Consider the following 13,969-nt stretch of genomic DNA (forward strand, 5'->3'; position numbering starts at 1 on the left):
TAGTTTAACATAGTCTATTATTATATAGCAAGCTATACAAATAGAAGGAAACCATGTACCTGTCAACCCTGTTAAAAAAAACCAATCGGCTGCTGCTGAAACGCGCCAATGAATTATTAAAGCCGCATGACATCAATCATGCGTACACGTTTATTTTGATGGAGCTTTTAAATCAGGACGGGTTGACGCAAACCGACCTGGTGCAACGCATCGACGTGGAGCAGCCAACCGCGGTAAGAACCCTGGATCGCATGGAACGCGACGGCTTCATTTATCGCCAACCCAGCCCCACGGATCGGCGTGCGGTATTAATCTACCTCAGCGAAAAAGGCAAACAGACAGAATCCATGCTCGCTGACAATGCCAATCGCCTCAACGAACATGCGCTGCAGGGTTTCAGTGAAGCAGAAAAAATTGAGCTTCAGGGCTTGATTCAACGGGTGCTGGATAATTTAAAAATGGATTTGCGCTGACAGTTGAGGAAGTACACTGACCCTGGCAGTCAGAAGGGGTATTGGTATTTTTCTCATTGAAACAAAGGCTTATTCTCATTAAAATAAACCACCTTCCTGTTTCAAGGATGAAACGTGCGCCTTTTAAATATCGTTACTCAATACAATGATCATGACATTGTTGTCCTGTTTGAAACGCTTTCTTTCTTCGAGAACGAGCAGGAAGAAATCTGGTATAACCACAAAAAGAACGCAGGGCATGTCCTGCACAGGTTTCTGGATTTGTTCAATAGAAGTTATCCCATGGATGCGGTGGCTTTTCAGAAGGAGCTTCAGATTACAGAGTTAATTGCTGAGGAGCCTGACTTCTTCATTGAGTTGAATTACCAGAATAAACCCTTCCTCTCAAGAATTACATCCATACACTATCGCTTGCCGCATCATCGTCTCATGGCGTTGGATTTCCTTGCAGCCATTGATGCCTACCTTGAAAACAGGGAATTTGATCACACCGTGCTCAGCGATTCGGTTCTTTACGAAAAGGTATCGGAAGGCCAGCTAATCCAACCGCTGGAAAACCTCCTTGCACGTTCATTGCCGCGTCAGCAGGTGACACAACGATTAACAGCGACCATCCTCTCATGGCAGTGTTCTCTTCCCCTTTACCGCTCGACGCTTGATGCCCTGGCCAAAGTCGATCATTTTGCCAGGCAACAGGGCAAGTCGTTTAGTGAATGCCTGGACATGAAAAACCGGTATCTCATCCTCTATACCTCTGCCAATAAGCTTCTTGCCTCACCACTTGATCATTACAGCCAAATCAGGATGCTGATTGAAATGACTCAATCGCTCTTGACCTACCGAAAGGTTGAATTAATCCACCTTGTCGACAATTTAGGCCTGGAGGCAAAAAAACGATTTTTCCGACCTGCGATTGGTCAACTGGCTCATGACAAGGGGCATTACACCTGGAATTATACCGAATGGTGGCTGTTTAGCGACGCAGAATTCACCCTTCGACAGGACGGTTGCCTTGCTATGGATATGCCAGGCAATCCGGCCTATCGGGACATTTATGCCAAGGGCAAACCAAATCACGCGATCATCGAGCAGGAATTGACCTTTTTGAAAAAATACCTGCCCCTTGAATTTCACCCTAAAACCGATTTCCATAAAACCATTATCTTTTCCCCCAAGTGTTCCGCTCTCTTATTGCAGCAAGGAGTTCATTTGAATAAAAGTTACATTCAGAAATTACTGAAAATGAAAAACGCCATGACTTTTTTTGGCAAACAAAACGAAAACCCCGCTGCCTCACCAGACGCACGCCGGATTTATGAAAACCTGCTTCGATTGCCCCTTGAAATAACAGCCCTCATCATGGGCTACTCATTCCCGGAATTGGCTGAGACACTGCATAAAAACGACCTCATCGAATTAATGCACTACACGAACGCCCAAGCTGATTTCAGGCTGGCTCGCCAGACAGTAAAAGCTAACGAAGAGCCTTCTCTAAACTTATGTCAGATTGTGTAATTTTTACCGAATCTGTGATTTAAATATCCCCTGATTGGTACCGATATAAACGATACCATTTTTTAACGCCGAGATACTGTTGACTGAATCGGTTTTTAACCCCTTCCGGGCTGAAAACCAGTGCACGCCGCCATCCACCGTATAATAAACCGCCCCGCTTCGCGCCGCATCGGTTCTTGCCCCAACGTAAACCAGTTTGTCATTGTCAACGTAAAGTCCTGACAGGGAATACGTGGTGGCGTTAAAGGAGATGGGTAAACCGCCATTGACCGCCATCCAGTAGCGGCCGCCATCGGTGGTTTTTAACAGACCTTCCGAGGTGGCTGCATAGACAGTATTGGCATCGTAGGCTGCGAGATTGGTTATCTGCAGGTGACGGGATCCAACGTACAGCGTCGACCAATGCGCCCCGCCATCGGTGGTTTTAATGAGTGTCCCGTTGGTAGCCCATCCGGGGCTTATGCCCGCATAAACCGTATTGGCATCAACCGCATCCAGGCTTAACACCCGGTTAGGCCAGGTCTTGTAGACGCGTTGCCAATGGGCGCCGCCATCGACTGTTTTAAAAATACCGCCGCGCGACGTCAACTTACCTGAGGTACTGACATACAGCGTGTTCTCATCCACAACCGACATCGCAAGGATATCCTTACCCGGTAAGCCTTCATTGATACTCAACCAGGTCTTGCCGCCGTCTTCTGTTTTAAAAACGCCGGCGCCCCAGGTAGCGGCATAGACTTTGTTTTCGTTTAAGGGAACCACGGCGTTCACCAGTGCATTCTCAGGAAAACCCTGACTTGCAACCACCCAGCTTTTCCCACCGTCAAGCGATTTGTACACCGGCCCATTGTCATCATTCAGGGCATCAAAGCCCCCCGCATAAATCACACGGGTGCCAGGAACAACCTGTACGGTTTCCATCACCCCTCTGCTCAGTGGTTGCCAGGGGGATACCTCTTTTTTCCTGGTATTGACAGAATCCGCTGTCGGTGTGGGCAACATGTTGGTGGTCATCTGGCGATTCGCCCAATAGTGCATGATCCGCAGACTTAAGTTAATCAGGATAAGGAGGACGACAACGGTCAGTAAAGCAATTCTTCTTCTTTGGACTGTGGGCATGAATGAAATTAATCAACAAAATGACCTATAGTAACCTGATTGGATAATGACAACAATAAGAACGCAAGCGTGTTTGCCTGCTGCCAGGACACTGGGTTAACTATCAAATGATGGTGCTTCCTGATTAACGCCTTCATTTATAAGCCATTTAACTGCAAAAAAAATCTTGCGTAGTCTTAACGTCTTGTAAGCCCAGTCGATAATGAGTATAGTCAGCAGCGATTTGTAACCAAGAGATATTGGAAGAAAAATGACGCAGACGAATTTGAGCCCGGCCCATCTGGCAGCAGCGGAAATTAAGACCCGTGTTCCTGACTTCAGCCCAGCCATTGGTATCGTTTTAGGCTCCGGCTTAGGCAGTTTTGCTGAGCAATTGGAAAATGCCGTATCCATTGATTATGCCGAACTACCCGGCTTTCCCAAAACCTCCGTGCATGGTCACGGCAGCAAGCTGGTCCTGGGTTATTTGCATGGGGTTGGCGTGGTGTGTTTGCAAGGCCGTGCCCACACGTACGAAGGCGTCGATTACAGCGTGGTTAAAACCTATGTCCGTACGTTAAAGTTACTGGGTTGCGAATATTTTTTTGCCACAAACGCCTCCGGTTCTTTACGGGAAGACGTCGGGCCCGGGGAGTTAATGCTTATTACCGATCATATCAACCTGCAACCGGGCAATCCATTGGTTGGACCGAATGACGACGAATTTGGCCCACGTTTTTTCCCTCTGGATAATGCTTACGACAAAGCCACACGTCATACGCTGCTGCAGATAGCCCTAAAAGAACACATCAATCTTCATCAGGGCGTGTATTTATCCATATTGGGTCCTAATTATGAAACCGCGGCAGAAATTCGTGCTTTTCGCATCTGGGGTGCGGATGCCGTGGGCATGTCGACAGTACCTGAAGTACTGGTGGCCAACCATTGCGGCATGAAGGTGGCGGTTATTGCAACCATTACCAATTATGCCACCGGTTTAGCCAGTTGCAGCCACAGCCATGAAGCGGTAGTCATGATGGCTTCTCAGGCAGCAGAAAAATTAAACCGTTTGGTTAAAACCTTCATTGCAGGACTTGCATGACCATCGAAAGCGAGTACAGCCAAACACTTCAATGCCTGGAGCGTGACCCAAACCAGCGCATTGTAAGCGCTGAAGAAATACTAACGCTGCTTGATTTGACGCTGCTCGATACCGGAGCAGACGAACAGGCTCTGTCGCAATTCGTGGAAAAAATAACCCAATACCCCGTCGCTGCTGCCTGTGTTTATCCGAACCATCTGCTTCACCTGCCTCGGAGCCTGCCGCTTAAGCGAGCCACGGTCGTGAATTTTCCCGGGGGAGTCCAGTCGCTGGCGGCGGTTGAAGAGGATGCCCGTCGGGCCATTGACGAGGGGCAAGCGGATGAAATTGATTATGTTTTCCCTTATACGGATTATTTAAAGGGAAAAACAGCCCATGCCCTGAACCATTGCCGGACTCTTTACCAACTTTGCCGGAATAAACAGGTTGGCTTTAAAGTAATCCTCGAAACCGGCGCTTTCCCTTCAGTCGAAACCCTTTACCGAGCCTGCCGCGAGATCATCGAGCAAGGTTGCGATTTTCTAAAAACCTCAACAGGTAAAATAGCGATCGGGGCCACACCGCTTGCAGTTTTCACCTTACTGAAAGCCATTTATGACAGCAACTCGGCCTGCGGGATCAAGGTATCCGGTGGAGTAAAACAGAAATCACACGCCTTAGCCTTCATTCATCTGGCAGAATATTACCTGGACAAACCTGTTCAAAAAAGCTGGTTCAGGATTGGCGCCAGCAGCTTATTGGATGAGCTCATTCAATCCCCTTAGTCGCGTGGTATTGCCTGCTTAGTCCCAAGCATCCCCCATCCGGATTTCGAATGGATGCCCGCCTGCGCGGGCAGGACAAGGGAGCATAAGATGACCCTACCTGAAAGCATATCTGCTGTCTTGCCCGCTTAGTCCCAAGCATCCCCCATCCGGATTTCGAATGGATGCCCGCCTGCGCGGGCAGGACAGGAAGGGAGCATAAGATGCCTACCTGAGGGCACATCTGCTGTCTTGCCCGCTTAGTCCCAAGCATCCCCATTCGGGTTTCGAATGGGTGCCCGCCTGCGCGGGCAGGACAAGGGAGCATAAGATGACCTACCTGAGGGCACATCTGCTGTATTGCCCGCGCAGGCGGGCATCCATGAAAGGGGAACAGGTCTCAATAAAGCCATTGGATGAAGGTTGCGTAAGCCTATTCTGGATTACTTAAGCAAGACATTGAGAATTAACCCTATCCAAAGAATCAGACCATAGCAACTGTTGACCGAAAATGCCTTAAGGCAGGCGGTTTCCTTTCTCTCGGAGATAAGCCATTGCTGATACACTAAAAGCCCCCCGCCTGCTAACCAGCAAAGGAAAAAAGGCAGCGACAGGGAGGAAATAAAGGCTAACAGCAGCCATAAGCCATGCAGAATGACCTGCAGGACACCAATGATCAATTTATCCCATTGCGCAAAATAAATGGCCGTGGATTTGACGCCTATGCGTAAATCATCTTGTCTGTCGGCCATGGCATATTCCGTATCATAAGCCACAATCCAGGCAAAATTAATCATAAATAACAACGTCATGGATAAATCCACCGGACGATGCAAGGCAGCAAACGCCATGGGGATCCCCATCGAAAACGCCAAGCCCAAAACCAGTTGCGGACAGGCGATAATCCGCTTGCAAAAAGGGTAAACGAACGTTAAAAACAAGGCGATCAGGGCATAATAAAAACAGGCATAGGGCAATTGCACAAGAATGAATAACGCCAGACACAGCAACACGAAAAGAGTGCCTGCCGCCTGTCGAAGCGTCAATTGACCGCTGGTTAAGGGCCTTTCCCGTGTGCGCTGTACGTGGCAGTCAATGTGCCGATCGGCAATATCATTCATGACGCAACCGGCAGCGCGCATGATGACTGTGCCTAAGAAAAAATAAAGGAGCAACGCGACAGGCGGTGTCCCCTGAGAACCTATCCATAAAGCCCAGGCCGTTGGGGCCCATAATAACAGCGTGCCAGCGGGTTTATGAAAACGCATCAGACGCAGATAAGACTGTACATCCATCAGATTACTCGCAAAAGTCCAGGCAATAAAATTTCGATTAGGTTAAACGGGTATTGGTCAGAAATACTGAATTCTGACAGGCGAATCCAAAGCAGGGATTCATTCTGAGTTAACACCCTGTCAGGCCAATAATACTCCATGCAGGTTGAGTTTACCGCATAATAATCAGAACGGACACGCACCACGCCATCCGTGTAAAAAACAAGAGCGCCTAAAGACTCCTGCCGCAATCGCGCAAAGAATGACTGATTTTTTAACCAGGTCGTCCCAGGAATGACGGTGCGTCCATACCAGCAAGGCGTCCCACCAGCAGAGACAATCACCTCGCGCTGAACGACCGAGGCCAAGGTTAAACCCAGGACTGATTTTTCCCACCAGCCGGTTGGGACCCAATTCTGCTTTAATACATGAAGGTCCACCCTACCCGCCGTCTGACGCAATTTGGCGGAAAGCTCGTCTGCATGCGTCAACCAGGGAAGCAACGTCTCAGGCGGCTTAAATGAGCGGGTCAGTGCTGGTAAAATTTTAAATGGCATAAGCAATCAGCGGCTAGCAAAACGCATGCAGTATAGCATTGAGAACAGGGGGAAATACAGAATGAGAATGGATGCAGGTTAAGGGCAGCTCATTTTACCAATGCTTAATCGGCCACTGGACGTGATGGCTAACGACCGGGCGTTATTACCGCTGCAACCCGCAGCAGAGATGGTCATATTCAACGCCCCGCTGGTCACAAAGCCCGAACTGTCATAACTGACTATCCCCAGATTGGCATTGACGGTTGTACCTGCTGGCAACGCTTCCTGTATTTTAACCACGTCGGCGGCTGAATCAATGGTATTGTTGTTATTGGCGTCAAGAAAAACAATCCAGCCCTGCGCCCATTGCGCCCCGTTACCGCAGGCATTTAAAGCCGCGTTGGCGGCTGGACAAACAGAAACGCGAATCCCCCGTTTAATGGCCTCCATGCGGGCATAGCTGAAACTTGCCGATAGTTTATTGGTCATCCCCACGGCCTTGTTGTTTTGAATTAACGAATAATAGGCCGGTACGCCCACAGCCATAAAAATTCCTGCCACAGCCAGGGTGACCATAAACTCTGTCAGGGTAAACCCCGCTCGGCACGTCCCTTTCAAAATAATCACCATTTTCCGGAAATTCTGTATAAATTATAGGCTATTTTGGTGTTAAATGTAATTAACTACGCAGAGTCGACCCAGCCGGTTGATAATAATCCGGCCAAGTTCAACCCCTTGATAACCAATGGAAAAATGACCATTGAGGGCGGCATGTCCAAGGGCATGGCTGAAAATCAAAGCGTCGGGCGAGTGAAACCCGGACCAGGTAATGGTTAATGGACTGCGTAGGTCGTGCCATTCATACACTACCTCCTCCTGATGGCTGAAACGATGCTCGGCAGGGTCTTTAACCAGCACCATTCCCTTTGCCCAATTGCCCTGCTCCAACGGGTGTAAAATCAGTACCGAATGCTTAACCAGGGCTTGATTACGGGCAAATTGCACGGCTTGTGTCAACCGGTGCTGCGCCACCGACACTTGCGTTTTTAACTGGTTATTTGCATTCATTCCCAGATAAAAACCCAACAACAGGGTGAACAAAGCGAGGCTGATTAACAATTCAACGAGACTGAAGGCCCGTTGCCTGCTGTTCGTCGCCGCTTGACAATCGTTGTTTAACCAAAAGTAAGTCGCTAAACGCTTGTTTTTTGTCTTTTGGATTGCGTAAAAGATAAGCCGGATGATAGGTAACTAAAAAAGGAATCGCTTGATAATAGTGTAATTTAGTCCTCATCTGATTCAAAGGCGTAATTTTACCCATAAGGAATTGCCCGGCAAAACGCCCCAGGGCGAGGAGTAATGCGGGCGACACCAATTCAATTTGTCGTACCAGGTAGTCGCGGCACTGTTCAATTTCGTCAGCCGCTGGATCACGATTATCCGGCGGACGGCATTTTAAGACATTGGCAATGTATACCTGCTGTTCGCCCAATCCAATGCTCTTTAGCATGCGATCAAGCAACATACCGGCCTTGCCGACAAACGGCTTGCCTTGTTTATCCTCATAAAATCCCGGGGCCTCACCAATAACCATGAGTTTCGCATTGGGATTACCGCGGGAAAAAACCGTCTGGGTACGGGTATCGGCAAGCGGGCACCGTCTGCACGAAGCCACGGCGCTCATCAATTGCTTTAATTGTTTTTCGCACCCGGCGTGACCCTCACGTAAAATCCAGGGTTCTATTCCCATCTGTTGTAGATAATAATGATTTAAATGATTCGACATTCCACCTTAAACCTGTTTTCGATGAAAAAAAGCGACAATTCTCGTGGACATAAACCGGGGGGAGAGTTTCGCAGCAAAAACCAGAATTTTATTCATTATACCGGGAATAATAAACAATTGATTGTTATTTAATCCGCTGTAAGCCTTACGGGCAACTTTTTCTGCACTCATTAAGCCAATAATGCCGCGGGCCAGCCAGGAGCCCTTCATGTGAGCCCTTTCCATAAAATCGGTTTCTGTTGGACCAGGACACAGGATCGAAACCGTCACCCCATGCGGTTTCAATTCATAGGCCAGAGCCACTGAGAGGGAAATCACATAGGCTTTCGTAGCGTAGTAAACTGACATGCGCGGCCCCGGTTGAAAACCAGCCGTTGAGGCCACCTGTAAAATTTTTCCACGGCCAAGTTTGCTGAAACGGGCAGCGTAATGGTGAGTCAGTTCGGTTAAACAGACCATGTTCAATTGCATCGTGGCATTGACTGTTTCCCCATCCATGTCTACAAAATCAGCCAGACAGCCGATGCCGGCATTATTAATCAGGCATTCAATGTCCAGTTGTTTTTCTTCAAGGGAATTTATCAACTGCTGTGCACTGCCGGGACGGCTTAAATCCATGGCTATGCTGTCAGCCTGAATATCGAATTTTAATCGAAGCGTGGCTGCCAGTTCATTGAGCCGCGGCTCCTCACGGGCTACGAGAACCACATCGTGCCCCTGCCTTGCAAACTCAAAGGCTATGGCTTGCCCTATTCCCCGTGATGCTCCAGTAATCAGTGTCCTCATAATGTTCATCCGTGTAAATGAGTTCATCCCCCAGCCCCTTAACGACTGTCTGCAGGGGCTCCTCTTTATTCTTTAAGCTGGAACAGATAACGCGTACTGTGTTTAGATTACCGGTCTTAAAGGCTTTAAACAATCGGCTGGCCTGCTCGGGGGTTAAATCCCAGTTTCCATAGAACACCGGTTCTTCGATCATCCATTTGTTATTGAGAATCGCTTCAAAGCATTTCAATTGCTGGCATTGTTCCTTTAACGATTCGACATTTAACCTCGAGGTGATGTGTTTTAGGATGGCAAATAAAACATGCACGTCGCCATTGATTTTAAGCAGCATATCAAGGCTTTGATGGGGATTGCTCAAGGCAAAGGAATGCCTTGCCACTTTATAGATTTTCAAGTCAGCCGGCTTTTTAAAAACACAGGTAGGCAATTTTAAAAAAATGGGAAACAGGCATTCAAAAATCTGCATGTTGCACAGCGTGTTGACGCGGCGAAGCCAGGAGGAAAGGCCTGCATTAAAAAAATCACCGTCAATGGCCGACGGCGCCCTGATGGGTTCTGGCCTGGATTCCGGGAAATGACGCTCGCGTATCTCTTTGATTTTCTCAGCCGTCATCCCACGTTTCAGGGCGATGGCAGCCAGACGCTCAAACCAGTCTTTGCGATTACGGAAGCAGGTAAAATAAAGCGCCTCTTCGATACTAGCAAAATTGGCATACATGTATTCTTCATTACGCGCCTTAGCGCCCTGGTTAGTGTCGTAACGAGGGGTAATGTAATTTTTTACGGCTTCCTCACCGTACTGCATCAACATAGCCTGCTCTTCCGGGGTAATATTAAACTGAGTCGCGGACACATTCCCGGTAGGCAGCAGGACCACTTGATTGCTGTGCTGCATCAGCCTTAAGCGATCCTGCTCCCAGCCGCTGACCGGATCTTTCACCCCGGTTAAAAAACCATAGATCCAGTTCCAGATAAAATTTTCACGATAGATACGATCAACCAGCTTGTCGAGTAAGCCGCGTTCACAACCATTGTCAAATTGAAAAGCAAGCAAACTTAAGCAATTGCCATATTCTGAAGTCAGTAAGGTGGAGTGATTGTCATGAAAGACATTCGTAGGAAGATTGTTTAATATGCCGCCATCATTGTAGCGTTCTCCTTCAAAAATGGTGGGTTTAAAAACCACAGGCAGGCTGGCCGAAATGGTTACTGCTGCACTGACTTCAAGATCCGGCGAGGTCGTGCTCGAGAAATAACGGGTTTTACGTTGCGGCATGTTGGTGGCAGTAACAATCAACTCATTACCGAGTCCACAATCCGGGTAACGCTCTTTAAGCGCTTTAAGTGAGGCAAAGGTGATTTTATTATTATAAAGCACTTCTTCAGAAAGGAACTTTCGGCCTTTGGCGGTGGTGTCAATCCCGTAGCGTTGAATGATTTGGTTCACTTTCTGCGTCACCATAAAATCCAGGGCCCCTTTTACTGCCTGGGTGTCTGACATGCCTGAACTGTCAATGTCAAAGTGAATCAGGTTTTCCTGCCTGAACTCTTTAAAGAAATTCAATATCTCTCCGGAGGAATAACCTAAATAACACAACACAGCCATGATGGCGCCAGCCGAGCTCCCCGCAAATCGGGTTGGCGTGATACCGGCCTCTTCACAGGCTTTATAAGCCCCTACGTGGGCAAAAATTTTTCCGCCGCCACCGCAAAACACCATGTTGTCAAGCTCAGGACGTTTTTCGGTTATCAGAATTTCCCCCGTGGATGGCCGCTCTGACACAATCACGTCATCCTCTTCGATCAGCGGTTGGTAATTTTTTTCCCTGAATTTGAATTCTTCCAGTTCATATTCGTTATTAGGCTTTTCGTACCAGGATTTAATCCAGCGCCACAAGCGCTGGTACCAGGTTTGTGTGGTGATAAACCGCTGCGTCTGGCGGTATTCGTACATCTCCTCCATACGCTGGTTATGTAGAGGAACACGAATGGCGTAAGGATGCGGATTAAAGATCATGTCATCATAATTCAGAGAGCCAGGATCATCATTGATTAAATTTTCAACTAACCTGTCGGTTAATATCAGGCGTTTGGCATTCCGCAAAGGGGTAAGCTGATTATCCTCCGGATCGCGGTATTTACTGCCATTATTTTCGGTGGCAAATTGCTTAAGTCCAATCAGCAGGCCGTATTTATCTGGACAGATGTCAATGCCTGTTAACTGATAGTTCAGGGTTAATTCCAGCGGGGTGAGCGGCCAGTGGTAGGCTTTGCGGCGATAATAAAGAAGATTGATAATACGACCCCACCAGCTTAAACCGACCTCTGCCGTATATCCCCGGTAATCATTCGTCGCCACCCCGCTTAAGAACGCTTTTTGAGCATCCTGATAATGGGGCATTAAAAACCATTGGATAAATTTTTCCTTCGCTTCATCGCTTAGACGGGTGTAATCGAAAATAATACGTTCGTCATCAAGCAGGTAATCCCCCAGCGTATAATGGTTGTCTGGGGCCAGGCCATTGACTCTAAACCAGCCTCGATGAACACAAAGGAGTATTTTTTGAAGAAGACGCGTGTTGGGATGTTCAGTACAATTTCTACGTAACAAATCACTTAACACATTTTCTCGAGCCATAATAAATCCCTTTGTTATGTGATCGTATGAACCACGTTTCGTCCAAAGTGGCCTGACTGCTAAATTATTTATCCAATTTAATAACTAACATAAATCATCGCAGAATTGAATACGGAAGGGAGAAGTTTATTAAACGATACACGTGTCTGTTAACAAGACACGGGTCTATTAATCAGCCAGAGAGGCTAGAATGTCAGCAATCACCTGATCAGGATTGGGTGAGCGGGTAATGGAACGGCCCATGACCAGGTAGTCGCTGCCCATCATAAAGGCATCCCTGGGTGTTACAATGCGTGATTGATCATCGGCCGCATCGCCAGGCAAACGAATTCCGGGGGTCACGGTTAAAAAATCATCTCCACACAGTTGCTTGACTATGGGGGCTTCCAATGCCGAACAGACAACGCCGTCCAGTTCCGCCTGGTGCGTCAGGTGAGCCAGACGATTAACCTGATTGGCAATGGAGGTATCGATGCCTATTTCGGGCAATTGCAGTGAGTTCATACTGGTTAACACCGTGACTGCAATCAGCAGGGGCTTGTCTTTGCCGAAAGCATCCAGTGCGTTTTTTGCCGCGCGCATCATTGCCAAACCACCGGAGGCATGGAGGTTGATCATCCAGACACCCATTTCCGCAGCCGCCGCGCAGGCACGCGCGACCGTATTCGGTATGTCATGAAATTTCAAATCCAGAAACACCTTGAATTGCTGATCAATCAGTTTTTTTACAAACGCAGGCCCAAGCAGGGTAAACAGCTCATTGCCCACCTTGAGGGCGCAATGAGCCGGGTTTATCTTTTCAACAAGCCTTAACGCATCAGTCTCATGATGAAAATCAAGGGCGACAATCAGTTCGGTCGTCATCAGGCGACTTCAACCGATAAGGCGATACACTTTTTTACAGCATCAACCACCCTGTTTTGTTCTTCCATCGTCAAATAAGGATGCATCGGCAAGCTGACCACACGCTTACTGGCTGCTTCTGCGCATGGGAAGTCGCCGGTTTTATAGCCTAAATACTGCAGGGCTTCCTGTTCATGCATGGCAACCGGGTAATGCACAGCCGTAGGAATGCCCAAAATCTGCATTTCCTTTTGGAATTGTTCACGATGAGGGACTTCAATAGTGAATTGGGCATACACACTGGTATTGCCTGCTTTAACAACGGGGGTCTGGGCAATGCCATCCAATAAATGCATGTAACGCTCAGCCACTTGCTGGCGCAGTTCAATTTCTTTAGGAAATAGCTTCATCTTCTCAATCAGGATAGCAGCCTGCAGGGTGTCCATGCGGCCATTGATTCCTATGCGGCGATGGCAGTAACGGGCATTCTGGCCATGAATGCGAATTTCAACCAGGCGCTCAGCGAGAATGTCATCATCTGTAAAACAGGCACCGGAGTCCCCGTAACCGCCCAAGGGTTTTGATGGGAAGAAACTCGTGCAGCCAATGGTGGATAACGCGCAGGAATAATGGCCATTCTGGGTGGCGCCAAAACTTTGCGCTGCGTCTTCAACCACCGGCAAACCGTATTTTTTGGCAATTTGATTAATTGACACCATATCTGCGGTCTGGCCATAGAGGCTGACTGGCATAATCGCTTTTGTGTTCGGGGTAATTGCTGCTTCCAGTTTTTTAACATCGAGATTATAAGTCGCAGGATCAATATCGACAAAAACGGGCTTGGCCTGACATAGGGCAATCACTTCTGCTGTCGCGAAAAAACTGAATGGGCTGGTAATCACTTCATCGCCGGGTCCAATTTCAAGTGCCAGAAGCGCCATTAACAGAGCATCTGTGCCGCTGGCATTGACAATGGCATGGCGGGTACCGACAAAGTCAGCCAGTTGACGTTCCAGCAGACCAATCTCGGGTCCCATGATGTATTGGCCATGATCCAGTACTTTTTTAATACTGTTTAGCACGTCGTTTTCGATTAATTGATACTGCTTTTTAAGGTCGATAAATTGCATAATGTTCTCGTTAAAAGCGATTTAAACCAGAAATCAGGATAA

General features: G+C 48.0%; 14 protein-coding genes. 4 read left to right on the top strand and 10 right to left on the bottom strand.

The genetic code is table 11. From position 1 onward, the window contains the following. Positions 1 to 53 precede the first annotated feature (53 nt). Positions 54 to 473, top strand: a complete 420-nt coding sequence (locus tag Lrub_RS02810; protein WP_058530690.1) for a MarR family winged helix-turn-helix transcriptional regulator — start codon at positions 54 to 56, stop codon at positions 471 to 473. 114 nt (positions 474 to 587) lie between these two features. Then, a complete protein-coding gene (locus Lrub_RS02815; protein ID WP_058530691.1) occupies positions 588 to 1,988 on the top strand; it encodes a hypothetical protein in 1,401 nt (466 codons plus the stop codon). A gap of 3 nt (positions 1,989 to 1,991) precedes the next feature. Here the strand turns inward: Lrub_RS02815 and Lrub_RS02820 are convergent, their stop codons facing one another. Further along, complete coding sequence (locus Lrub_RS02820) at positions 1,992 to 3,107, bottom strand: WD40/YVTN/BNR-like repeat-containing protein (protein ID WP_058530692.1); 1,116 nt, start codon at positions 3,105 to 3,107, stop codon at positions 1,992 to 1,994. A 250-nt stretch (positions 3,108 to 3,357) separates the two neighbouring features. Here Lrub_RS02820 and Lrub_RS02825 point away from each other — a divergent pair, with 250 nt between their 5' ends. Both Lrub_RS02825 and Lrub_RS02830 read left to right on the top strand, forming a co-directional pair. Then, positions 3,358 to 4,188: a purine-nucleoside phosphorylase gene (locus Lrub_RS02825; RefSeq protein ID WP_058530693.1), complete on the top strand. Its 831-nt coding sequence runs from the start codon at positions 3,358 to 3,360 to the stop codon at positions 4,186 to 4,188. Beyond that, positions 4,185 to 4,952: a hypothetical protein gene (locus tag Lrub_RS02830; protein WP_058530694.1), complete on the top strand. Its 768-nt coding sequence runs from the start codon at positions 4,185 to 4,187 to the stop codon at positions 4,950 to 4,952. The genes Lrub_RS02825 and Lrub_RS02830 overlap by 4 nt, the downstream gene beginning before the upstream one ends. A 422-nt stretch (positions 4,953 to 5,374) precedes the next feature. Here the strand turns inward: Lrub_RS02830 and ubiA are convergent, their stop codons facing one another. The 9 genes from ubiA to Lrub_RS02875 form a co-directional block, all read right to left on the bottom strand. Further along, positions 5,375 to 6,229, bottom strand: coding sequence for a 4-hydroxybenzoate octaprenyltransferase (ubiA, locus tag Lrub_RS02835; RefSeq protein WP_193392347.1), 855 nt, complete (start codon positions 6,227 to 6,229; stop codon positions 5,375 to 5,377). After that, the gene (locus Lrub_RS02840) at positions 6,226 to 6,762 is read right to left on the bottom strand and encodes a chorismate--pyruvate lyase family protein (RefSeq protein WP_058530695.1); all 537 of its coding nucleotides are present in this window, start codon (positions 6,760 to 6,762) and stop codon (positions 6,226 to 6,228) included. The genes ubiA and Lrub_RS02840 overlap by 4 nt, the downstream gene beginning before the upstream one ends. A 78-nt stretch (positions 6,763 to 6,840) precedes the next feature. Beyond that, on the bottom strand, positions 6,841 to 7,374 hold the full coding sequence (locus Lrub_RS02845) for a GspH/FimT family pseudopilin (protein ID WP_082651422.1): 534 nt from the start codon (positions 7,372 to 7,374) through the stop codon (positions 6,841 to 6,843). Positions 7,375 to 7,413: 39 nt separating this feature from the next. After that, positions 7,414 to 7,812: a GspH/FimT family protein gene (locus Lrub_RS02850; protein WP_237760737.1), complete on the bottom strand. Its 399-nt coding sequence runs from the start codon at positions 7,810 to 7,812 to the stop codon at positions 7,414 to 7,416. A gap of 52 nt (positions 7,813 to 7,864) precedes the next feature. Beyond that, positions 7,865 to 8,530, bottom strand: a complete 666-nt coding sequence (locus Lrub_RS02855; protein ID WP_058530698.1) for a uracil-DNA glycosylase — start codon at positions 8,528 to 8,530, stop codon at positions 7,865 to 7,867. A 6-nt stretch (positions 8,531 to 8,536) separates the two neighbouring features. Next, positions 8,537 to 9,316, bottom strand: a complete 780-nt coding sequence (locus Lrub_RS02860; RefSeq protein ID WP_058530699.1) for an SDR family NAD(P)-dependent oxidoreductase — start codon at positions 9,314 to 9,316, stop codon at positions 8,537 to 8,539. Then, positions 9,261 to 11,954 carry a Dot/Icm T4SS effector VpdC gene (gene vpdC / locus Lrub_RS02865; RefSeq protein WP_058530700.1) on the bottom strand — a complete coding sequence of 898 codons (2,694 nt, stop codon included), beginning with the start codon at positions 11,952 to 11,954 and terminating at the stop codon, positions 9,261 to 9,263. The genes Lrub_RS02860 and vpdC overlap by 56 nt, the downstream gene beginning before the upstream one ends. A gap of 168 nt (positions 11,955 to 12,122) precedes the next feature. Then, on the bottom strand, positions 12,123 to 12,818 hold the full coding sequence (gene pyrF / locus Lrub_RS02870; RefSeq protein WP_058530701.1) for an orotidine-5'-phosphate decarboxylase: 696 nt from the start codon (positions 12,816 to 12,818) through the stop codon (positions 12,123 to 12,125). After that, positions 12,818 to 13,927 carry a DegT/DnrJ/EryC1/StrS family aminotransferase gene (locus Lrub_RS02875; RefSeq protein WP_058530702.1) on the bottom strand — a complete coding sequence of 370 codons (1,110 nt, stop codon included), beginning with the start codon at positions 13,925 to 13,927 and terminating at the stop codon, positions 12,818 to 12,820. The genes pyrF and Lrub_RS02875 overlap by 1 nt, the downstream gene beginning before the upstream one ends. Positions 13,928 to 13,969 lie beyond the last annotated feature (42 nt).

The sequence above is a fragment of the Legionella rubrilucens genome (genome assembly GCF_001468125.1).
GTDB lineage: Bacteria > Pseudomonadota > Gammaproteobacteria > Legionellales > Legionellaceae > Legionella_C > Legionella_C rubrilucens.